This is a genomic window from Legionella wadsworthii DSM 21896 = ATCC 33877 (genome assembly GCF_000701265.1).
GTDB lineage: Bacteria > Pseudomonadota > Gammaproteobacteria > Legionellales > Legionellaceae > Legionella > Legionella wadsworthii.
In genome coordinates this window covers 813379-834172 of the sequence record NZ_KL370759.1, presented here as the reverse complement: position 1 = coordinate 834172, position 20794 = coordinate 813379, and the positions used below count along the sequence as shown (strand labels likewise).

Genomic DNA, 20794 nt, shown 5'->3' with positions numbered 1-20794 from the left:
TATGGGCAATATAAGTGCAATTGGGACAATTATTAATGCACCTTTGTTGACATAGTTCAAAATGCTGGACACATACCATGTTACAGTGAGCCGCTGGAGATTTTATTGTGTTCGGCTTTAGCATCTGACAGCCACAAAGACTTAATATTATAGCGCAACCTAAGCAACGCAAAAAAATATTCATATCCTTAATATCCGTAAAAACAGGTTTAGAAAGATTAAATACATATAATCTAAGGCATCAATCAAAATTACAGCCAAGTTATTAATGTAAATAAGGCAATGAATACCAACATGACAATGATTGCATGCTCAACCAAACTTTCTGCTTCTCGCATGCTGACTTCTTGAGTATCACTCGTTCTAAGAGCTAATAAGCCACATTCGCGCAGCATCATCCCATTTACGTCTGGTTTTGCAAAAATGTAACCATTAAATAAAGAAAAGCTTCGTTGAAAATTTCCTACTATTAAGAAAAGCAATACAGTTAAACGAGAAGGAATCCATTCAAGTAAATCAGTCACTTCCTTTGCCTGTTCACTGACAAAATTAATATCGCGACTTAATGTTATCAAACGGTAAAGCAGCGCGCCTATAGGCCCGGCAATTACAAACCAAAATACTAAAGAAAATAGCTGGGTATTTACCAATATAAAGTAGTCGCCCACGAGATCCTCATTAGTCTTCACATCGGACTGTATTATTGGATAAAAAAGATTTTGGGGGCCAAGGCAATAAAAGAATATAAATAAACTTAATAAAAATCCCATGAACCCAAATAGGAATGGATATAACAAGATATAAATTAAGGATATTAGAAGCAAAATAGGCAGTATGATCAAGGCCAGAAGTACCCAAGGATTAGAGAAAGAATTGTGCTTTGTCGCATTGATTCTTATTTTCTGACAGTAATCTGAAAACCAATAAAAACGTTGATAAGAAATTGAGTGAATTAAGAAACGCTCGCTCAATAAACTCAATAATATTACTAATAATTTCATTATTTAATCCTTACGCATTTTATCAGATAATGCTATGGGTGTTGGGTATTTTAAGACAACTAAATATGATGAAACAATAAAGGTCAAAATGGTAGTAGCTTGAATTAAATTAGATGCTTTATCCGAAATAAGCTCCGTAGTTAAAGCAATACTGGCAACAAGTAATGAAAATTCACTGGCTTGGCCCAGGCGAATACCTACCTCTTTTGCAACATGCTTTTTTTCCCCGGATTTACCAAGAAGCAAATAAAACACAATCGGTTTAAAGAGCAAAACTAAAGCCGAAAGAATCACCGCGGGTATCATAATTTGTTGTGCTAAACCAAAATTAAAAGTAGCTCCTATTGAAAAGAAGAACATGACAAGAAAAAAATCTCTCAAGGGCTTTAGACTCTCGGCTATAAAAAGAGAAATGGGGCTTGCAGCCAGAGCAACACCTGCAATAAATGCACCAATGTCTTCTGAAAGACCAATTTTTTGTGCAAGAACCGATAATCCCAAACACCATCCTATAGATAATAAAAAAACATATTCCTGAGTTCTATCAAATCGTGCCAATAACTTGATTAAAACATATTTCTCTACAGCAAAGGCAAATAGACATAAGGCAGGTAAATCAATGCCAATTAGAATAATGTCATCAATTGAAAATCCACCAGTTTGTTGGGCGCCATTAATTAGGATTAATACAATAATTGCAATCACGTCTTGCATGAGTAAGACGCTTATCATGACTTCTCCAGTATGCTGGTGATGTAAAATTGTAGTGGGCAATAATTTTAAACCAATGATGGTACTGGAAAACATCATTGAACCGCCCAGAATCAATGACTCAACGACGCTCAATCCAAATAATCTACCAATCCAATATGCTATTGCAGCAAAAAGAGCAGAACTAATTAAAGCAACCCAAGTCACTTTCCTCAACATATGAACCAGATTTTGCGGTTGTAAGTGCAAGCCCAGCAAAAAAAGTAGGAAAACAATTCCTACATCACCAATTTGTTTCACGATAGTCACATCGGAAACTAATTTTAAACCAAAAGGTCCAAATACTGCACCAAGAAGGATATAAGCAACCAGTAAGGATTGCTTGGTATATAAAACCAAAGTTGATAAAAATGCAGCGCCTGCGAAAATTAAAAATATGGTATAAAATACAGAGCCATCATGCATTGATTGAGCACCTCGAATTAATTAATCAACTTTCATCATGAAAATTAGCTTTGATATAGCGCAAGAATGAAATTAAGTATTACAAAATGGATCTATGATGCACTATACAAGGCTACGGTTTTTTGCCATTGTATTCATTTATTCTGAATATTTAGTCCAGCAATTTTAACTATTAATCCATTAATTAGCTATTAATTATTCTTTTCAAAGCTAAATTAAAACAGAAAAAGATCCCTTTACACCATTAAGTGCCAATTTACGCTTCAAACTGTCCGCAATATTTTTTGAACCAAATGGCCCCAGTCTTACAATATAATGTTGTTTATAATGCTCAATGAATACAGGAGATTGGGTTATTTTTGATAATTTTGTTTTTAAAATTTTTGCCATGGCTTCAGTATTGAACGCACCCGCTTGGAGATAGTATTGTCCTTTCGCTTCAGGTCCGACCAGGGTTTCTATTTCAACCGGAGCTGTCCCTTTTGGAAAAATTCCAAGTTTTAAGGCTGCTGCATAGGACACATCAATAATTCGGTTTGAATGAAAAGGACCCCGATCATTTACTTTAACAATAGCTTCTTTTCCATTATTTAAATTTTTGATTTTTACATAAGTAGGTAAAGGTAAAGTTTTATGAGCTGCAGACATCACATACATATTATAAGGTTCCCCACTGGATGTCCTTTGTTTGTGGAATTTTGTTCCATACCATGAAGCGATGCCTCGTGCTTTATAACTTTTAGAGCTTCTCATCACTTGATAGGAACGTCCGTCAACAGAATACTCACTGGGATTTCCATATCTGCTTAATGGTTCTTTAGAAGGTACAGGTTCTTTAAAACTAATTGACTTCAATTTGGAAGGCGCGCCATCTTGAGCTTGAGTATATCGATTCTTTTTATATTTATACCGATTGTATATTGTATCTTTCTTATTCTGAGTTACTTGCCGCATCGTTTTTTTAGTTCCTGATGATGCAGAATCAAGAGACTGATTTGTCGTTTGGCACCCTGTTAATAGAATAGTCACAACAATAAGTATCTTTCGCATAGTATCCAAAATAAATAATTGTTTTCTGGTTAATATACAGAAATATCTTTTAATTTCGAAGATTTTTTTGCTTAGAAAAAAATTTCATTATTTTTCATCTGCTATTTTGTTGCCTGCATAAGCCTGTGGTACTATATTCACATTTTTGCAATAGGACTAGGTAACAACATGACAAGAACAACGTCTATCTTATTAACAACATTATTTATAATTACTTTATTTGTACAATCAACCAACTCTTTAGCCGAGGAAGGTACGTTACCTACAAAACCCACAGCAGAACTTGATAGGCCCTCACCAACAATTAATAACAAACCATTAGTTACTCCTGCACCTCCTGTCCTTAATGCAAAAGCATACATATTAATTGATGTAAACAGCGGCAAAATTATAGCGGAAAAAAACAGTGAAGAGCGCCTACCTCCTGCCAGTTTAACCAAAATGATGACATTATATGTCATTTCAAATGCGTTACATCATGAACAAATTCATCTGACTGATACCGTTAGAGTGAGCCGCGATGCATGGAAAACGGGGGGCTCACGCATGTTCATCAAGGAAGGCCAACAAGTTCCTGTAGAAGATTTACTAAAAGGAATTATTGTTGATTCCGGAAATGATGCTTGTGTTGCCATGGCAGAGCATCTGGGCGGTACTGAAAATTCATTCACTGATCTTATGAATCAACAAGCTCAGAATCTAGGTATGAAAAACAGTCACTTCACTGATAGCACCGGATTACCTGACCCAAATTTATACACAACTGCGAAAGATCTGGCCATTTTAGGGAGAGCATTAGTCAACGATTTTCCACAATATTACGATTGGTATAAACAAAAATGGTTTACTTATAATGGAATTCGGCAACCCAATAGAAATCGTTTACTCTGGCGTGATAACCAAGTAGACGGCATAAAGACTGGCCATACAAATGAAGCAGGATTTTGCCTGGTATCTTCTGCAAAAAGAGACAACATGCGTTTACTTGCAGTAGTTCTTGGTGAACCAAGTGATTCTTCTCGTGCAGATGATAGTGAAAAACTATTGAATTATGGATTTAGATTTTTTGAAACGCACCAACTTTATAAATCTGGACAAGCAATTTCAGATCTCCCTCTTTACAAAGGTCAAACTGATAAAATAAGTATAGGTTTGAATGAGGATCAATATATCACAATTCCTACAGGGCAATATCAACGTCTTAATATTTCCACAAAAATCCCCTCATATCTAGAAGCGCCTATTAAAAAGGGGGATAAAATAGGCGATTTGGTTGTACAATTTGATAATAATGTCGTTTCAACGCGACCGCTTTATACACTTCAAGATATTGAGGCGGGTGGCTTTTATACACGAACGAAAGATTCAATTCGTTTGGCGTTTAGACGTTGGTTTGGCTCATAAGATGACAAAACAAACCCTTATTGAATTTCCCTGTTATTTTCCAATAAAAATAATAGGGAATAATAATTCAGTTTTTATTGAAGAAATCAGGCAGACTACCATTACTCACTTTCCTAATATGAATGAGGACGCATTGACACATAAATTGAGTAAAGACTCCAATTATTTAGCAATTACTGTCACTGTATTTGCTGAAAACCAAGACATACTTGATGCATTTTATAGAGAAATAACCCAACATCCTGAAGTAAAAATGGTTCTATAATAATGAATATTCGGCAGCTAGGTACTCAAACTTACACTGATGTTTGGCTTAAAATGAAAGATTTTACACTTGAACGTCAGGATAATACTCAAGATGAGCTGTGGCTTTTAGAACACTTTCCTGTCTATACTCAAGGTCAAGCGGGAAAGCCAGAGCATATCTTAAATCCTTCGTCGATACCCGTGGTACAATCCGATCGCGGGGGACAAGTGACTTATCATGGACCTGGACAGTTGGTAGCTTATGTTTTAATGGACATTCGCAGACGTAATTTAGGAATAAGATCTCTTGTGAGTAAACTTGAACGAGTACTAATGTATGTTCTAGAAGAATATCAGATAGAATCATCTATTCGTTGTGGTGCGCCAGGTGTTTACGTGAATGAAAGAAAAATTGCTTCCATCGGTTTAAGAGTAAAAAACGGTTGTACTTATCATGGAATTGCCCTTAATGTTGATATGGACTTGAAACCTTTTTCAGGAATAAATCCTTGTGGATTTGCAAAAATGGAAATGACCCAAATAGCCCATTATGTTCCTGCAATACAAATTGATGAAGTCAATCAGCATTTTGTGCAATATTTTCTGCAACAATTTTATTCCTGAGAAAGATGAATCTCTTCGTAGACTATGTACAGCCGCTGACAAATTGGTTGCAACAAAACCCGCACTGGGCTTTATTTATTACTTTTACCGTCTCCTTAACTGAATCATTGGCAATTATAGGGAGTATCGTGCCGGGCAGCGTGACTATGACCGCTATAGGTATTCTTGCTGGCACGGGCATTATGCGGATTGATTTAACATTAGCAGCAGCTATCTTAGGCGCTGTAGCTGGTGATAGTCTAAGTTATCTTCTGGGTTATTATTACAGTGATCGATTAACCGAAATTTGGCCATTTAGCAAATATCCTAAATGGATCCAATACGGTAAAGATTTTTTTAAAACACATGGGGGTAAAAGTGTTTTGATAGGACGATTCGTTGGTCCTTTGCGTTCAATTATTCCTGTTATTGCAGGAATTATGCATATGAAACAATGGCGCTTTTTTTTAGCGAATTTTTTATCTGCGATTGGATGGTCAATTTTGTATGTTATGCCTGGTGTCGTTATCGGTGCTGCAGGGCATGAGTTATCAACCGAAAGTGCCACACGATTGTTTATTTTGATACTTATTCTACTCGCCGGAATTTGGCTTTTAAGTCTATTTATCAAATGGATGATTAAAATACTGAATTCATTTTCAAGGATTTATTTACATCGTTTTTGGTTGAAACTAAAAAATAACAAATATGGGCTTTATCTCTATAATGCGGTGACGCCTAATGATGAAACCAATCACTACCCTACAGCGTCATTTGTATTGATATCATTGACTTGCTTCATTCTATTTCTCATCTTGTTGTTATTGACTGCGGCAACCAATTGCCTTGCAGGAATTAATACCCCCATGCATTTACTTCTACAAAGCCTTAATACACCTACATTTAAATTATTCTTTATATTTTGTACGCAACTAACTTCTACAACAACCATTTTCAGTCTTTTTATAACGTGTGTTTTCTGGTTTTTTTATCATAAAAATCGACAAACCATCATTTTTTTATGCAGCCTTTTACTCACGAGCAGTGTTATTGCTCTATCGTTAACATACCTTGTCCACAGTCCACGACCACCTGGAATTTTAGTTCTAATGCCAGGTTCTTCTTTTCCTGCAGCTAATTTATTGATTGCTACAGCCTTTTATGGTTTTCTTTTATTTTACATTAGTAATACTTATACTGTATTTAGAGGTATGGCAAAGTCTTTTGTATATTCTATTCTATCATTAAGTGGCCTCGCATCTCTTTATTTAGGGGATTACTGGTTGACAGATGTTGTGGCATCGTACCTTTTGGGTACGGCAATTTGCTTAACACATGGCTTAATTTACCGAAAGCTCAATTTTCCTATTCAAAAAACAATACACCCATCTTTATTTATTTTTATCTCTTTAATGGTAATCCTTCTCTCTTCAGTAACCGCAACTTATATTAATTTTAAAAATCTGGCTTATAACCATACACCATATTATAAGCAGATTACATTAAGTGAAAAGTCCTGGTGGGAACAAGAGAAACCAATTCTTCCAATTTATCAATTGAGCAGGGTAGGAAAAAGGATTGGTTTCTTAAATATCCAATTTGCCGGCAATTTAGATGCACTACAAAAAGTTCTAGAGGAAAATGGATGGAAAACACACGATGTATCATTTTATGCGAATTTGCTCATGCGGATGAATAAGCAATCAAACAGTATCAAATTGCCATTGTTGACTCAATTATATGATAATAAAGCACCGATGCTGATTATGACTTATAACGATCCAAAAACAAATTTAATATTAGAATTTAGAATTTGGGAATCAAGCTATAATTTACAAAATTTAAACCAACCATTATGGATAGGTAGTATCCATCCATCCAAGCAATTAAACAAGCAGAAGGACAACATAGGATATTTCCCTAATTTAATCAATCCAGTAAATTACATGTTTCCAATTAAAAATTCCTTTTTAGTGAAACAGATTAAATTTCCGGATTCTATGATTAAACCAACCATTTATCCAACACAGCCTTTCTTAACATTAATTAAAATCAAATAGAGTGTTTCATTTTATGTGGACTGATAGGCAGCTTTTATAATTTTATTTAAATAAACTCAAACCATGTTCTAAAATCATAATTTCATACCACGGCTTTTCTGCTCAATTTCTTCATAAGCCCTTGTGGTGGATCTAAACCGCTCTCTAAAGCTACTAAATAAAACAGGTTTGTCCTTAAGCGCTTTTTGAGAAATCTCATGTATTTCTTTTAATGTATTCAGAGCTTCATTTGGATTTTTTTGGGCAAATAATATTTTTTCATAGATTTGATTAATATGGTTGGGAACTGCCTTCTCTTTTCCTTCTACGGTGATTTTTGATTTACTTCCCCATTTTCCTAATTCCCAAGGAGTTGTTTCTATGTATAATTTAATTTCTTGTAAAGTCTTCGGTGCTTGCTTAAGCCTTTCCTCATATTTCAGAGCATTATATTGCTCTTGAAGTTCTGGTCTGTTTTCTAATAACCGGTTAGAACAATTTAAATAGTCACTTAGACTGGCTTTAGAGTTTTCAGCAATTAGATGATTAGGAATATCATCTTGTGTCATTCCTTGTCTTTGCGAGAATAGAATTAGTACATTTTTTTCCACTGTCTCTTCAAATTTATTAAAGATTCTATTCAGCTTTAAAGTAAAATAATAAGATATTTCAGAAGTAAACATTGCTCTGGAAGAATTCATTTTTATATTTAAATATTCCTCCAAATATTTTTTTGTCCTTTCCTCCTCACCAGGTATAGCATGTTTTGGAATAATAGATATATCCTGGTAGAGCTTGTTGAGAACAGGTCTCATTTTCGAACTAAACCCATAGTATTCAGGATTTCTCATCACCGCAGTCAATACACTTCTTACAGCATTAATGGCTTCATTGTTTGAATTTGCTGTTTTCTTAATCATATCTATAAGGTTGGCTGTAATTTCATTTTCTTTTTTTCGTACGGCTTTTACCCTTTCTTTTGATTCAATATCCTTTTCCCTTTTTTCAGCATTGTCAGGATCTTTCATCGCTAAATCAGTTGCATTTTTTACTTCATCTATAACTGATTCATACAAATCTTTTGTATATGCTTCATCCCCTTTGTTCCTGGTCGTTTCATCTAACTCATAGAGCGCAGAAAATAAAAGATTCATACGATCTTTTATTGTTAAATTATCCTCTGGATTTAGTGCCTTTCCTATTTGATTATATAATTCTTCTCTTTTCGCCAGCATAATCATCTCAATCTAAATAAAAAACCTAAATAATTATAATTTTAAATCTCTATGTACATTTAGTGCTCACTATAAGGTTTATATTAGCAGATAATTATGAAGATAAAATTATGCTGGAAAAGTTACCCATAAAGATGAGAGAACCGTTCTTCTTTTATTTGATATATTGTCCTAGGCAAAAACAGAAAATGCTGATATAAATGAAGGAATTGATGGATTTGAGAGTATGCTCAATGAATATGCTGGGAAAAATAATTTTAACCTTTTTTCCATTCTTCGCTTTAATACTCTTAATTATCGGACTTAAAAGAAATGCAGTTTCCTACATCATTTCATCTCTTTGGCTGAGTCTTATCGCTTTAATTATTCACTTTCAATTTTCTGGAAATCAAATTTTCGGAACCTATTTCAATTATTTCCATGCAGGAATATATTCGTTTAATTTAGCTGTCCTACTCATGGCGGTTATCAGTATTATTTTTCATCTAAGTCATTATGGTCCTACATTCAAATATACGTATGCTTTGATTATTGCTTTCTTGATAGTCGGTGTTTTTATTTTTATAAGCAATCTTTGGATTAATGCTTACTTTGTAGCGGATAAAATGGAGGGAACCCCTATTATGCAAGTGGCCCTCTTTGATAAGCCCGATTATTGTGAGAATAAGTATGTATTTTATAAAATAAACACAAAGGGCTTGGTAGGTTATCTATGCCCCAATCACTATGGTTTATTTCCCTCTATAGGTCAATTAGCAACGAGCCCTGATTTTGTAGCAACACAGTTACCATTACCTATAAAAAAACAGCTGCTATTAAAATACAAAAATAAAAGCTAACACTCTTGATAAGTTCCTTCCTACGGATTATAAAGATTACTGCTCTAAGAGCTACGGTTCAGGGCTGATCTGGTTAATGGAGGTTAAATTGTTCTTTGGATTATTATTTGATAATATTCATTTAATTCATCAACTTAGAATGTATATGAAAAGGTTATTCGCTTTTATCCTTATGATTTGGAGTTTCAATAATTATGCTATGGCGCCAAAAGTCGATTGGGATAATGCGGTAGACAAGGCCGTCAAACGTTATGGTTTACGAGTAGAACCCCAGCTCAAATCTTATTTCACAAAAGCGGGAGTGAATTACCCTCCAAGTGATATTGCTTTGCTCGCATTTAAATCAGAAAGAACAGTTGAGCTATGGGCCAAAAATGCAGAAGACACATGGAAGCATATTCATGACTATCCTTTAACTGGATTTAGCGGCCAATTAGGTCCAAAACTGCGTGAAAATGACAGACAAATTCCCGAAGGAGTTTACAGGCTGGTTAACTTCAATCCATTTAGCAGCATGCATTTATCAATGATGATAAATTATCCAAACAATTTTGACAAACAAAAAGGTTATCAGGATGGAAGGAAAAATTTAGGTAACAACATTTTTATACATGGAAAAAACTTGTCTGTAGGTTGCCTCGCGGTAGGAGATTTGGCTATAGACCAGCTCTTTATATTAGCCCGCCGTGTTGGCTTGAGTCACATTCAGGTTATCATTGCACCAAATGATTTACGTAAGGATAAACCATCCACATCCACCTTTGCTCAACCCAGGTGGCTTCCGGAGTTATATCAACAAATCTCCGAATCCCTAAAACCTTTTAAAAACCACCAATATACGGCATAAAGTGGTAGTCTAGGTGCAAAAGCAAAAGAATTGGAGTTTTAAACCTATAATAAATGACCCTAGATTCATAGCTGTTGCACCAAAAAAATCGTAAGAATTACATTGTATTACTTAGGCAAAGAAGCTAAAAACTCAGTAACCTCTTTGGGCGTTAATTCATAACATTGTCCACGGGATAAAAATCTAGGCATAGTTAACATACCATAGCGAATGCGTATCAAACGACTTACCTCAACACCTTGTGATTCCCATAAACGTCGTACTTCTCGATTTCGTCCTTCATTTAAGGTCACATGATACCAGGAATTTGTTCCCTCGCCTCCACGAAATTCCATACGCATAAACCGGGCAATGCCATCATCCAACTCAACCCCTTTTTGCAAATTATTCAATGCTTCAGCACTGATTTGACCATGTACTCTAACCGCGTATTCTCTTTCTAATCCATATTTAGGATGCATTAGCTGATTCGCTAAATCTCCGTTATTGGTAAATATGAGCAAACCAGAGGTATTCAAATCCAAACGACCGACTTGAACCCACCGACCTTGCCGCAGATGAGGAAGATGATCAAAAACTGTTTTTTCAAATTTGGGATCATGACGACTCGAAATTTCACCCACAGGTTTGTGATAAAGCAAAATACGTATATTTTGCCGAACTTTTAACGGATTATTGATTAATTTTCCTTTGACCGTGATTTTGTCTTCAGAACTTGCTGAATCACCAATTTTTGCAGGTTTTCCATTGACTTGAACCCAACCATTTTCAATCCAACGTTCCATTTCTCGACGGGAACCAAGGCCTGCTTGACTTAATATTTTTTGTAACCTCTCGCTGCTCATTCGGTAATATACTCTTCACTAGGGTTATGTATTGTTAAAGCTTCCACGACTTCAGGTAAAGTTGGAAGTTCGTTCAAGTATTTTAAATTAAAATAATTTAAAAATTCTCTTGTTGTTGTATATACTGCGGGTTTTCCAGGTACATTCTTATACCCCGAGATACGTATCCATTCTCTTTCCAATAATGTTTTCATTATTTGGCTATTTACAGCCACACCCCGTAACTCTTCAATATCTGCTCGTGTAACTGGTTGCTTATAAGCAATAATAGCTAAAGTTTCAAGTAAAGCCCGAGAATATTTGGTAGGCTTTTCTATTTGCATACGGGCAACCCAGTGGCTGTATTCTTTTTTTGTTTGTATGATGTAACCTGTTGCAACTTGGGTCAACTCAAAAGATCGAGCTGCATATTCTTCTCTTAATTCATTAATAAGGACACTGAGGTGCTCTTTGGAAGGCTTTTGCCATTCGTCAAAAACTTCTAATAACTTATCTAAAGATAAGGGCACGTTTGAGCTTAGCAGTAATACTTCAATAATATTCTTTAATTCTTTTTCATCCATTATTATGCTGCCTGTAGATAGATTGGAGAAAATGCATCATTCTGAGTAATGATAATAAGCGATTGTCTTGCCAATTCTAAAATAGCCAACAAGGAAACGATCAGTCCTAAACGTCCTTCTTGAATAGAAAATAACTGCTGAAATCCTAATGATTTATGATCCTGGAGTTGTAATAAAATGTGACTCATACGCTCCCGAACCGATAGAGTTTCCCTCGACACTTTATGATGGCTCGTCTGCTCTTCTCTTTGCAAGATGGTTTTCATTGTTTCAATTAAATCTTCCAAACTTACTTCAGGATGAACTATGATTCGTTCCATTTCAGTAGGCACTATATGAATGGTAAAATGATCGCGTTCTTGTCTGGGCAGTGCATCAATCAATTCTGCTGCTATTTTTATTTGCTCATAAGCTTGGAGTTTTCGTACTAAGCTCATGCGAGGGTCTTCTTCCTCATTCTCTTCACTAGAAGGTAGTGTTGGCAATAACAAACGGGATTTTATTTCCGCAAGCATTGCGGCCATAAGTAAATAATCCGCTGCCAACTCTAGTCGCTTTAATTCCATGAGTTGAATGTAATGTAAATATTGTTTGGTAATGGTTACTATGGGAATATCTAATATATCAATATTTTGTTTTTTTATAAGATATAAAAGTAAGTCAAGAGGGCCGCTAAATGAATCGAGTAGTACTTCCAGTGCATCAGGTGGAATGAATAAATCATCTGGAAGCTCCGTTATTTCCCTTCCCTCTACGACTGCTTTAACCTCAAGTTTTTTTGATACCTCAATATCCATATTAATAACCTATTCTTACACGGTTATCCCTCAATTTACTATTAAGAAATAAGCTAAATAGAGAATTATCATTCAGACATGAAAGCATGACCTGGGTAAACCATTTAATTATCCAGTTTTTTACATTGAAAAATGTCATACAAATTTTTTGCATTAATAGTCAAGTCCCATAACTTCCCGGACTGTACTCAAATTCTTACAAGCTACTTCTCGTGCTGACTCACTTCCTTCAGAAACAATTCGTTTTACTAAACTCATATCCGATTCATATTCGACAATTGATTCTTGAATGGGTTTTAATTCCTCATTGATGGCATCAACAACTGGTCTTTTGCATTCTATACAGCCTATTCCAGCAGAGCGGCATCCTTTTTGAACCCAATCCTTAACCTCATCGTTCGAGTAAATTTTATGGAATTGCCAAACGGGACATTTTTCAGGCTCTCCCGGATCAGTTCGTTTGACTCGGGCAGGGTCTGTGGGCATGGTCATTACCTTTTTTTCAACCTGTTCGGGAGGCTCTCTGAGCATGATGGTGTTGTGGTAAGACTTTGACATTTTTTGACCATCCAAACCTGGCATCTTTGCTGTCTCAGTAAGTAAGGGATGAGGCTCAGGTAAAATAATTTTACCACTTCCTTCTAAATAACCTAATAAACGTTCTTTATCACCAATAGATAAATTTGATTGGTCTTCTAAAAGAGCTTGCGCTGTTTTAATGGCTTCATGATTCCCAAGTTCCTGGAATTGCCGTCGTAAATCGATATAGTATTTACTGTTCTTTTTTCCCATTTTTTTAATTGCTTCGGCCGCCAGCTCCTCAAAATTCGGTTCTTTTCCATATATATGATTAAATCGACGGGCAATCTCTCTGGTTAATTCAATATGGGAGACTTGATCTTCACCGACAGGTACATAATCCGCATGGTAAATTAAAACATCCGCACTTTGTAATAAGGGGTAACCTAAAAATCCATAAGTTGATAAATCTTTTTCCTTTAATTTTTCTTGCTGATCTTTAAAACTAGGTACACGCTCTAACCATCCTAAAGGAGTTATCATAGATAATAATAAATGCAACTCTGCATGTTCAGGAACCCAGGATTGAATAAATATCCTTGACAGCCCTGGATTAACACCACAAGCAAGCCAGTCCACGATCATATCCCAGAGGTGTCTTTCTATGAAATCGGTTTCTTCGTACTGTGTGGTTAAGCCATGCCAATCAGCAGCAAAAAAGAAGCAATCATATTGATGTTGTAATTTAATCCAATTTTTTATTACACCATGGTAATGGCCTAAATGTAATCTGCCACTGACCCGCATTCCAGAAACAACTCGTTTATTGGAACTAAATAATGCTGACATCAATACCCTCTTCTAAATAGTAATTAACGAGACATCTTAAAAAAACAGTAGAGAAGAATAATAGCATACGGCATGCTCTTCTAAAATAAACACGCCATTCATCCAGCCAACCTTCATTAGGATGAGTAAATTTTTTCCGCTACAGCATTTCAAAAGGTCTATTATCTAAAGGGTTCGGGATCACCTTTACCCTCCCTTATTATCACTGGATAATCACCAGTTAAATCAATCACAGTGGTAGGTTCTTGACCACAATGTCCTCCATCAATGACTAAATCAATTTGATTTCCAAGAAGATCACGAATAGCTTCTGGCTCACTTAATGGGGCTTTTGCACCGGGTAAAATTAATGTTGAACTCATTAATGGTGCTTCGAGACATTCTAATAATGCAAGGGTAATTGTATTGTCAGGAACACGCAATCCCAGTGTTTTCCTTTTTGGATGCAACATAAGACGAGGAACTTCCTGGGTTGCATTAAGAATAAAAGTATAAGAACCAGGCGTGAAAGCCTTTAATAATCGAAATATGGGATTTGACACCCGTGCATAGGTACCCAGCTCAGACAAATCACGGCATACTAATGTCATATTATGATTCTTACCCAATTGCCGTAATCTTCTAATTCGCTCAAGCGCTGCTTTGTTTCCCAAGCCGCAGCCCAGCGCGTAACCGGAGTCGGTAGGATATACAATCAACCCTCCATCCTCGATAATTTTGACTGCTTTTCTCAATAAACGAGCTTGCGGGTTATCAGGATGTAATGCAAAAAACTGACTCATAAAGTCCCCTGTTAAATATTCCAATCATGCCAAATCGGTGTACAGTTTACTGGTAATTGCTTTTGACTTCCAAGATGTACTCGTGAAGCCTTATCACCATGATAATCTGAACCAGAAGAAGCTAACAAACGAAAACGAAGACATGTTGCTGCCATTTCCTTCACTTCAGTAACTGTCATTTCACCTGAAACCACTTCTATACCAACTCCGCCTGCCTCTTTAAATTCGTTAATTAACTCATGCAATTTTGTACGCGTCAATCCGTATTTGAGAGGGTGCGCTATAACTGCCTGCCCCCCCGCAGCAATGATACCTTCTACAGCTTCTTGAACACTAATCCAAAGAGTTGGAACATAGGCTCCCTTACCTCTTCCCAAAAATTTTTTAAAAGCAGAAGCCATATCCTTCGCCTTACCCTCATTTACAAGTAATTGTGCAAAATGAGGTCTGCCCACTCGATCATGACCTGCTAAATTACAAGCTTTTGAATAGGCTTCCTTAATGCCAAATGTTTCTAAAGTAGAGCCTATTTGTTGAGCACGCAGTACCCTGCTTTGATTTTGACGTTGGATGAGTGCAAAGAAGTCTTCAGTGTGTTTAAAATGATATCCTAAAATGTGTAATTCATGTTTTTTCCATCGAGCACTAAATTCGATTCCATTGATTATTTTAATTGAAGTATCCGACGCCGCCCTCAATAATTCGGTGTACCCTGCGACCGTATCATGGTCCGTTAGTGACAAGCATCTTATATTAAGATTATGGGCTCTTTGTATTAATTCTTTTGGACTTAGAATTCCATCAGAAAAATTGCTGTGGCAATGGAGGTCAATCATGGATAAGCATTATTTCAAAAAGGACGATTGTATCATAAATCTTGCAGAAGATGAGCTTTCTGCTCTATTCTTACATACTTTAAATTATGAGGTCAAAAAATTTATTAGACTACTATACTACTAGTATAATATAACTTTGTTGAGGAAAATCAAAAAATAATGGTTCACAATATTCATCATGTTAAATTATCTCGGAAATCTATCGCCGCACGAAATAACAAACAGGCTGATTTTCTTGATGCAATTGATCATCATGACATCACCTTCGCTGTAGGTCCTGCCGGAACTGGAAAAACATATTTAGCGGTTTCAAAAGCAATACAATGTTTTGAAAAAGGTGAAGTACAACGATTGATTTTTGTAAGACCAGCAGTTGAAGCAGGCGAAAAATTAGGATTCCTTCCAGGGGATTTGGTGGAAAAGGTTCTTCCTTACTTAAGACCTATCTATGATGCACTGTATGAAATGATTGGCTTTAAAGAGACTCAAAAATTAATTCAAACTGACATCATAGAAGTTTTGCCATTAGCATTTATGCGCGGGCGAACTTTAAATGAATCATTCATCATACTTGATGAAGCACAAAATACAACGATTATGCAAATGAAAATGTTTTTAACTCGTATGGGGTTTGGTTCAAAAGCTGTGATTACAGGGGATATGACCCAGGTTGATTTGCCAAAGGGTATTGATTCTGGGCTCTCCCATGCAGTAGGATTATTCAAAAATATATCGGGGATTAGTATTCACACGTTTACAAGTCGTGAAGTAGTGCGACATCCTTTAGTTTCGAAAATCGTTGACTGTTATGATAATGCAGCAACTGGAAAAAAATAATGAGTTATTATATCGATATTCAAAATGCAACTGAGGATCCCCTTCCGATTAAAGAAGAGGATTTAACCCGTTGGGCGACATTGGCTTTGAGAGATCATCAACAAGAAGCAGAACTCACGGTACGCATCGTGAACCAAGACGAGATGATCCATCTGAATAATACCTATAGGAAGCAAAATAAAACGACTAATGTATTAGCATTTCCTAGTGTATTGCCGCCTGGAATAAAGCTAGAGTGTCCCTTTTTGGGTGATGTAGTCATTTGCCCGCCTGTTTTATTTGATGAGAGTAATCAATTAAAAAAAACATTAGAATCTCATTGGGCATTGATTTTGATTCATGGAATATTGCATTTATTGGGCTATGATCATATTAAGGATGATGAAGCAACCATAATGCAAGCTATTGAAATTAAATTATTAGCCGAGCTTGGATATTCTAATCCTTATGACGCAGAGGGTATTGAACTTGAATAAAGAGGAAGATAATAGTACGTGGTTTGCCCGTTTTAAACAATTTCTACAAGGAGAACCACAAAATCAAGAGGAACTGGTTAGTTTATTAAGAGATGCTCAAATTCGCTCCCTCATTAGCGCTGAAACATTGGCGATGATCGAAGGTGCCATCTCATTTTCTAAAATGCGTGTACGAGACATTATGTTACCTAAAAACCAAATGGTAAGCATTAAAGAAGATGAGGACTACAGCGATATTATAAACACAGTGACTCAAACAGGCCATTCAAGATTTCCTGTGATTGCTCCTGATTCAGACGAAATCATTGGCGTCTTGCATGCAAAAGATTTATTGCGTTATCAATCTTCAAATCTTGAAACCTTTGACTTATTGGATATTTGCCGTCAAGCGACATTTGTTCCTGAAAGCAGGCGCCTGGACAGTTTACTTAGTGAGTTTCGCAGCAATAAAAATCATATGGCTATTGTTGTGGATGAATATGGTGAAGTTTCAGGTTTTGTCACGATTGAAGACATTATCGAACAAATCATCGGTGATATTGAAGATGAATTTGATATTGATGAAGACGCTTACCTCAAAGTACATGAAGATGGGCATTACATTGTTAAAGCCCATATGCCTATTGATGAATTTAATGAACAACTTAATGCTAATTTCAGTGATGAATTTTATGATACAATAGGCGGTATCGTAATGAATAGCTTTGGTCATTTACCTTCACGAGGGGAAACCATCACCATTGATTCTTTAGAATTTAAAATAATTAATGCGGATGCAAGAAGAATCAAATTGATGGAATGTATCGACAAACGAAAGGCATAATGAAGTATGAATGGTAATATTCTCATAATTGATGATGACATCGAACTAACGGATTTATTAGCTCAATATTTGGAACCTGAGGGATTTAATGCCATTTGCGTCCATGATGGTGAAAATGGGGTAAAAAAAGCATTGAATCAACCTTTTGATGCGATCATTCTTGATGTCATGCTCCCTAAATTAAATGGGTTTGAAGTATTAAAAGCAGTTCGCGAACATCTAGAAACACCCGTCCTCATGTTAACAGCCCGGGGGGATGATATTGATCGTATTGTTGGGCTTGAAATAGGTGCAGATGATTATTTACCCAAGCCTTGTAACCCTCGAGAGTTGGTTGCTCGTTTGCGCGCCATTTTAAGACGCACCCAAAAAATTCCTACTTCAAGACCAATCATTGAGCAACACAATATTGTTGTGGACTGTTCAAAAAGACATGTCACTATGGCTGGTAATTATCTTGAACTGACTAATGCCGAGTTTAATATTTTAGAAATGCTTATTAAATCTCCAGGCCAAGCATTTTCAAAAGAAGAACTTACAGAATACGCACTTGGCAGAAAATATACTGCCTATGACAGGAGTATCGATGTTCATATCAGTAATTTAAGAAATAAACTTGGAGATAATCCTGAAGGCGAACCCATAGTGAAAACTGTTCGTGGATTTGGATATATGTTTAATGCGTAGTTTGTATTGGAAAATTTTTATTTCATTTTGGCTTGCTACAATTCTTATAATCTTCACAACTGCTTGGGTTATCAGCCATATAGTGCAAAAGTCATCTTTGCCTGCCCAGGAACAATTATTCATGGACAGTTATGCAAATGCTGCCGTTGCAACTTATGAGTCGGGAAGACAAGCTGCGTTATTAAAATGGCTTAACAAAATTGGTATTTCCCGCCATATGTCAGTTTATTTACTAACAAGTACCGGGGAAATTATTGGTACCCAAGAAGCTCCCGAAAATGTAAAAAAGGTGGCAGAGAATCTACTCCAGGAACAACTAAGTGAAGGCATTCTAAAGTCTGGAAAATTAATAGTAAGCCATGAAATTTTATCCACTTCGGGTAAATTTTATCGACTTGCTGCGGTAAGTGAAACACCCATCTATCATTTTGTGGGCGTCCCCTGGGCTGGGCTTGCTATACGCCTCATTTTAGCAACATTTATAAGTGGTTTAATCTGTTATCTGTTATCTCGATATTTAACTCAACCATTGCGCTCTTTAGGAATGGCCGCTAAATCTATTGCTACCGGAAAATTAAATACACGTGTCGGTCATTTAAGAGGACACCATAATGATGAGATTGCTCAATTAAGTAAGGAATTTGATCGCATGGCGGAACAGCTGGAAACACTAGTGAGTTCCAAAGAAAGATTGTTGCAAGATATTTCACATGAACTGCGTTCACCTTTGGCGCGACTGCAAATTGCCATCGAGCTCGGCCGTAACAAAACACAACATCTAGCTGATGTAGAATTTAATCGAATGGAGTTAGAATGCTCCAGGTTGAACGCTTTAATTTCCGAAGTATTGGATTTTGCGAGATTAGAAAAATCAACAACCGATCTCTACTTAATCGATACAGATCTCGCAGTACTTTTACGAAACATCATCAAAGATGCCAATTATGAATTCGGAGAGGATACTCCTCGGGTTAAAGCGGGTATCCTTGAGCCATGTCATTTATTAGTCGATGAACGGTTAATTCATAGAGCCATAGAAAATATAGTGCGCAACGCTTTACATTATTCGCCAGCTACTGAGCAAGTCATTGTTTCAATAAAATTCAATGAGACCAAAGATTCAATTTATATTGATATTACTGATAAAGGGCCCGGTGTACCACCAGATCAATTAGAGAGAATATTTAATCCATTTTATCGAGTAGATACCTCCAGAACAAAAAAAACCGGAGGATATGGCTTGGGTTTGGCTATCGCATCAAGAGCAATTCAATTGCACCATGGACAGATTATGGCCTCGAATAATCCCGAAGGAGGATTATTGGTTCGAGTGATATTACCCAATATTAAAAAAAATGATATATAAAATACTTCTATATAAACCATTTAATTACAATTATAATAAAATATTTCATTTGATTCGTTTAAATATCCTGAGCCTATGTTTTTTTCTGTCTAATTAAGATACAATATGCCAGGTTATAGGATCTCCAGGATAATTTTTTATGACCGTGGCTAAAAAGTTAGATAAAGCAAGTGGTATTTTCTTCTTCACTGGCTTTTTGCTTTCAAAGCTTCAGTATATACCCTCTCCGCTTGTATCAGCTCTTTTTCGATTTATTTCTCTTGGCATTTATTCGCTCGCTTACCTCACCTGGTTCTTGGCATCACTTCTTCATCCTGATCAAAAAGAACAACATTATCGAAAATGGTATGGTTTTGCACAAATTAAAGAACAATTTCTTTTTTCCTCACTAATAGGTTTTATTGCCACCATTCTCAGTGTCGCTGCAGTCTTTGTACCTCCTTTATTGCCTATAGCCGCCTTGCTCTTTTTTATAGGTAACCTGATGTGGGCGATAGGAGAATATCATAAATTTAAATCCCCTCCTCCCCTGGATCAAAACTTTTCTATGGCGAGACAAAAATCTTATGTCTCTTATGCTGCCACTTCCACAGCAATAAGCTTTGTAGCAGCCATAGCGGCCACTTTGATATTCTTTTTTCCTCCTCTTGCAATTCCAATTACTATCTTTTCTGTACTAGTTTGTATTGGTCTTGGCGCTTTAGCTTTTGAATTTTGGCTCAATAGTAATTTTGGGAAAGTGGCCCCAACTCCTGTTACAGAAAGTTATCAGCAAATAAATGAATCTTTAGGCCCATCTCCCTCTCCAGACAGCAGATATTCCCCCGAACCTGGATTTTTCAAGGATTTATTCTCCTCACCAACCAATAAATCCTCACAATCCTATGAATTGCTTGTCATTGATAGAAAAGAAACACCAGATGAGCATAGTCTTAGCCTTAATAGTTCTTTATAATTAAATACTGCCGGATTAA

General features: G+C 36.1%; 22 protein-coding genes. 12 read left to right on the top strand and 10 right to left on the bottom strand.

Annotation, left to right across the window (positions count from 1 at the left end; genetic code table 11):
- Positions 1-251: 251 nt before the first annotated feature.
- The 3 genes from BU07_RS0109880 to BU07_RS0109870 form a co-directional block, all read right to left on the bottom strand.
- On the bottom strand, positions 252-1001 hold the full coding sequence (locus BU07_RS0109880) for a membrane protein (RefSeq protein WP_031565629.1): 750 nt from the start codon (positions 999-1001) through the stop codon (positions 252-254).
- Between the two features lie 3 nt (positions 1002-1004).
- The gene (locus BU07_RS0109875; protein WP_031565627.1) at positions 1005-2177 is read right to left on the bottom strand and encodes a cation:proton antiporter; all 1173 of its coding nucleotides are present in this window, start codon (positions 2175-2177) and stop codon (positions 1005-1007) included.
- 210 nt (positions 2178-2387) lie between these two features.
- Positions 2388-3227, bottom strand: coding sequence for a septal ring lytic transglycosylase RlpA family protein (locus BU07_RS0109870; RefSeq protein WP_031565626.1), 840 nt, complete (start codon positions 3225-3227; stop codon positions 2388-2390).
- A 168-nt stretch (positions 3228-3395) separates the two neighbouring features.
- On the opposite strand from BU07_RS0109870, the gene BU07_RS0109865 reads away from it, so the two are divergent.
- Genes BU07_RS0109865 through BU07_RS0109850 form a run of 4 tightly spaced genes read left to right on the top strand, consistent with a single transcriptional unit; the run spans position 3396 to position 7540 of the window.
- Positions 3396-4631, top strand: coding sequence for a D-alanyl-D-alanine carboxypeptidase family protein (locus BU07_RS0109865; protein WP_031565624.1), 1236 nt, complete (start codon positions 3396-3398; stop codon positions 4629-4631).
- A 1-nt stretch (position 4632) separates the two neighbouring features.
- Entirely contained in the window at positions 4633-4896 is a 264-nt protein-coding gene (locus tag BU07_RS0109860; RefSeq protein WP_031565622.1) for a YbeD family protein, read from the top strand.
- A gap of 2 nt (positions 4897-4898) precedes the next feature.
- On the top strand, positions 4899-5501 hold the full coding sequence (gene lipB, locus BU07_RS0109855) for a lipoyl(octanoyl) transferase LipB (protein WP_031565620.1): 603 nt from the start codon (positions 4899-4901) through the stop codon (positions 5499-5501).
- 5 nt (positions 5502-5506) lie between these two features.
- Positions 5507-7540, top strand: coding sequence for a bifunctional DedA family/phosphatase PAP2 family protein (locus tag BU07_RS0109850; RefSeq protein WP_031565618.1), 2034 nt, complete (start codon positions 5507-5509; stop codon positions 7538-7540).
- A gap of 74 nt (positions 7541-7614) precedes the next feature.
- On the opposite strand, the gene BU07_RS0109845 is transcribed toward BU07_RS0109850, so the two are convergent.
- Complete coding sequence (locus BU07_RS0109845; RefSeq protein ID WP_031565616.1) at positions 7615-8754, bottom strand: hypothetical protein; 1140 nt, start codon at positions 8752-8754, stop codon at positions 7615-7617.
- 233 nt (positions 8755-8987) lie between these two features.
- Between BU07_RS0109845 and BU07_RS0109840 the strand changes: the two genes are divergently transcribed.
- Both BU07_RS0109840 and BU07_RS0109835 read left to right on the top strand, forming a co-directional pair.
- A complete protein-coding gene (locus tag BU07_RS0109840; protein ID WP_031565614.1) occupies positions 8988-9593 on the top strand; it encodes a hypothetical protein in 606 nt (201 codons plus the stop codon).
- Positions 9594-9792: 199 nt separating this feature from the next.
- Entirely contained in the window at positions 9793-10440 is a 648-nt protein-coding gene (locus tag BU07_RS0109835) for a L,D-transpeptidase family protein (protein WP_035899094.1), read from the top strand.
- Between the two features lie 107 nt (positions 10441-10547).
- On the opposite strand, the gene rluB is transcribed toward BU07_RS0109835, so the two are convergent.
- The 6 genes from rluB to BU07_RS0109805 all read right to left on the bottom strand — a co-directional run bounded on the left by rluB (position 10548) and on the right by BU07_RS0109805 (position 15631).
- A complete protein-coding gene (gene rluB / locus BU07_RS0109830) occupies positions 10548-11285 on the bottom strand; it encodes a 23S rRNA pseudouridine(2605) synthase RluB (protein ID WP_031565610.1) in 738 nt (245 codons plus the stop codon).
- On the bottom strand, positions 11282-11848 hold the full coding sequence (gene scpB / locus BU07_RS0109825; protein ID WP_031565608.1) for an SMC-Scp complex subunit ScpB: 567 nt from the start codon (positions 11846-11848) through the stop codon (positions 11282-11284). The genes rluB and scpB overlap by 4 nt, the downstream gene beginning before the upstream one ends.
- Before the next feature lie 2 nt (positions 11849-11850).
- Entirely contained in the window at positions 11851-12645 is a 795-nt protein-coding gene (locus BU07_RS0109820; RefSeq protein WP_031565605.1) for a segregation and condensation protein A, read from the bottom strand.
- Between the two features lie 153 nt (positions 12646-12798).
- The gene (locus BU07_RS0109815) at positions 12799-14013 is read right to left on the bottom strand and encodes a tryptophan--tRNA ligase (protein WP_031565603.1); all 1215 of its coding nucleotides are present in this window, start codon (positions 14011-14013) and stop codon (positions 12799-12801) included.
- A gap of 161 nt (positions 14014-14174) precedes the next feature.
- Positions 14175-14795: an L-threonylcarbamoyladenylate synthase gene (locus tag BU07_RS0109810; protein ID WP_031565601.1), complete on the bottom strand. Its 621-nt coding sequence runs from the start codon at positions 14793-14795 to the stop codon at positions 14175-14177.
- Positions 14796-14806: 11 nt separating this feature from the next.
- Positions 14807-15631 carry a PHP domain-containing protein gene (locus BU07_RS0109805; protein ID WP_031565600.1) on the bottom strand — a complete coding sequence of 275 codons (825 nt, stop codon included), beginning with the start codon at positions 15629-15631 and terminating at the stop codon, positions 14807-14809.
- A gap of 159 nt (positions 15632-15790) precedes the next feature.
- On the opposite strand from BU07_RS0109805, the gene BU07_RS0109795 reads away from it, so the two are divergent.
- From BU07_RS0109795 to BU07_RS0109770, 6 genes are all read left to right on the top strand, one after another.
- The gene (locus BU07_RS0109795; protein WP_084157833.1) at positions 15791-16468 is read left to right on the top strand and encodes a PhoH family protein; all 678 of its coding nucleotides are present in this window, start codon (positions 15791-15793) and stop codon (positions 16466-16468) included.
- The gene (ybeY, locus tag BU07_RS0109790; protein WP_031565596.1) at positions 16468-16944 is read left to right on the top strand and encodes an rRNA maturation RNase YbeY; all 477 of its coding nucleotides are present in this window, start codon (positions 16468-16470) and stop codon (positions 16942-16944) included. The genes BU07_RS0109795 and ybeY overlap by 1 nt, the downstream gene beginning before the upstream one ends.
- On the top strand, positions 16916-17767 hold the full coding sequence (locus tag BU07_RS0109785) for a CorC family transporter (protein WP_031565594.1): 852 nt from the start codon (positions 16916-16918) through the stop codon (positions 17765-17767). The genes ybeY and BU07_RS0109785 overlap by 29 nt, the downstream gene beginning before the upstream one ends.
- 6 nt (positions 17768-17773) lie before the next feature.
- Positions 17774-18454, top strand: coding sequence for a two-component system response regulator CpxR (cpxR, locus tag BU07_RS0109780; RefSeq protein WP_031565593.1), 681 nt, complete (start codon positions 17774-17776; stop codon positions 18452-18454).
- Positions 18447-19820, top strand: coding sequence for a two-component system sensor histidine kinase CpxA (gene cpxA, locus BU07_RS0109775; protein WP_031565591.1), 1374 nt, complete (start codon positions 18447-18449; stop codon positions 19818-19820). The genes cpxR and cpxA overlap by 8 nt, the downstream gene beginning before the upstream one ends.
- A 139-nt stretch (positions 19821-19959) precedes the next feature.
- Positions 19960-20775 (top strand): hypothetical protein, encoded by an 816-nt coding sequence (locus BU07_RS0109770; RefSeq protein ID WP_031565590.1) that lies wholly within the window; start codon positions 19960-19962, stop codon positions 20773-20775.
- The last annotated feature ends 19 nt before the right edge of the window (positions 20776-20794 follow it).

Coding starts and splice junctions, on each gene's coding strand:
- BU07_RS0109850 (WP_031565618.1), top strand. CDS start 5,507: ATGAATCTCTTCGTAGACTATGTACAGCCGCTGACAAATTGGTTGCAA.
- BU07_RS0109785 (WP_031565594.1), top strand. CDS start 16,916: ATGACGCAGAGGGTATTGAACTTGAATAAAGAGGAAGATAATAGTACG.
- BU07_RS0109770 (WP_031565590.1), top strand. CDS start 19,960: ATGACCGTGGCTAAAAAGTTAGATAAAGCAAGTGGTATTTTCTTCTTC.
- lipB (WP_031565620.1), top strand. CDS start 4,899: ATGAATATTCGGCAGCTAGGTACTCAAACTTACACTGATGTTTGGCTT.
- rluB (WP_031565610.1), bottom strand. CDS start 11,285: ATGAGCAGCGAGAGGTTACAAAAAATATTAAGTCAAGCAGGCCTTGGT.
- BU07_RS0109810 (WP_031565601.1), bottom strand. CDS start 14,795: ATGAGTCAGTTTTTTGCATTACATCCTGATAACCCGCAAGCTCGTTTA.
- BU07_RS0109875 (WP_031565627.1), bottom strand. CDS start 2,177: ATGCATGATGGCTCTGTATTTTATACCATATTTTTAATTTTCGCAGGC.
- BU07_RS0109795 (WP_084157833.1), top strand. CDS start 15,791: ATGGTTCACAATATTCATCATGTTAAATTATCTCGGAAATCTATCGCC.
- cpxA (WP_031565591.1), top strand. CDS start 18,447: ATGCGTAGTTTGTATTGGAAAATTTTTATTTCATTTTGGCTTGCTACA.
- BU07_RS0109805 (WP_031565600.1), bottom strand. CDS start 15,631: ATGATTGACCTCCATTGCCACAGCAATTTTTCTGATGGAATTCTAAGT.
- cpxR (WP_031565593.1), top strand. CDS start 17,774: ATGAATGGTAATATTCTCATAATTGATGATGACATCGAACTAACGGAT.
- BU07_RS0109865 (WP_031565624.1), top strand. CDS start 3,396: ATGACAAGAACAACGTCTATCTTATTAACAACATTATTTATAATTACT.
- BU07_RS0109840 (WP_031565614.1), top strand. CDS start 8,988: ATGAATATGCTGGGAAAAATAATTTTAACCTTTTTTCCATTCTTCGCT.
- BU07_RS0109880 (WP_031565629.1), bottom strand. CDS start 1,001: ATGAAATTATTAGTAATATTATTGAGTTTATTGAGCGAGCGTTTCTTA.
- BU07_RS0109820 (WP_031565605.1), bottom strand. CDS start 12,645: ATGGATATTGAGGTATCAAAAAAACTTGAGGTTAAAGCAGTCGTAGAG.
- BU07_RS0109835 (WP_035899094.1), top strand. CDS start 9,793: ATGGCGCCAAAAGTCGATTGGGATAATGCGGTAGACAAGGCCGTCAAA.
- BU07_RS0109845 (WP_031565616.1), bottom strand. CDS start 8,754: ATGCTGGCGAAAAGAGAAGAATTATATAATCAAATAGGAAAGGCACTA.
- BU07_RS0109815 (WP_031565603.1), bottom strand. CDS start 14,013: ATGTCAGCATTATTTAGTTCCAATAAACGAGTTGTTTCTGGAATGCGG.
- scpB (WP_031565608.1), bottom strand. CDS start 11,848: ATGGATGAAAAAGAATTAAAGAATATTATTGAAGTATTACTGCTAAGC.
- BU07_RS0109860 (WP_031565622.1), top strand. CDS start 4,633: ATGACAAAACAAACCCTTATTGAATTTCCCTGTTATTTTCCAATAAAA.
- BU07_RS0109870 (WP_031565626.1), bottom strand. CDS start 3,227: ATGCGAAAGATACTTATTGTTGTGACTATTCTATTAACAGGGTGCCAA.
- ybeY (WP_031565596.1), top strand. CDS start 16,468: ATGAGTTATTATATCGATATTCAAAATGCAACTGAGGATCCCCTTCCG.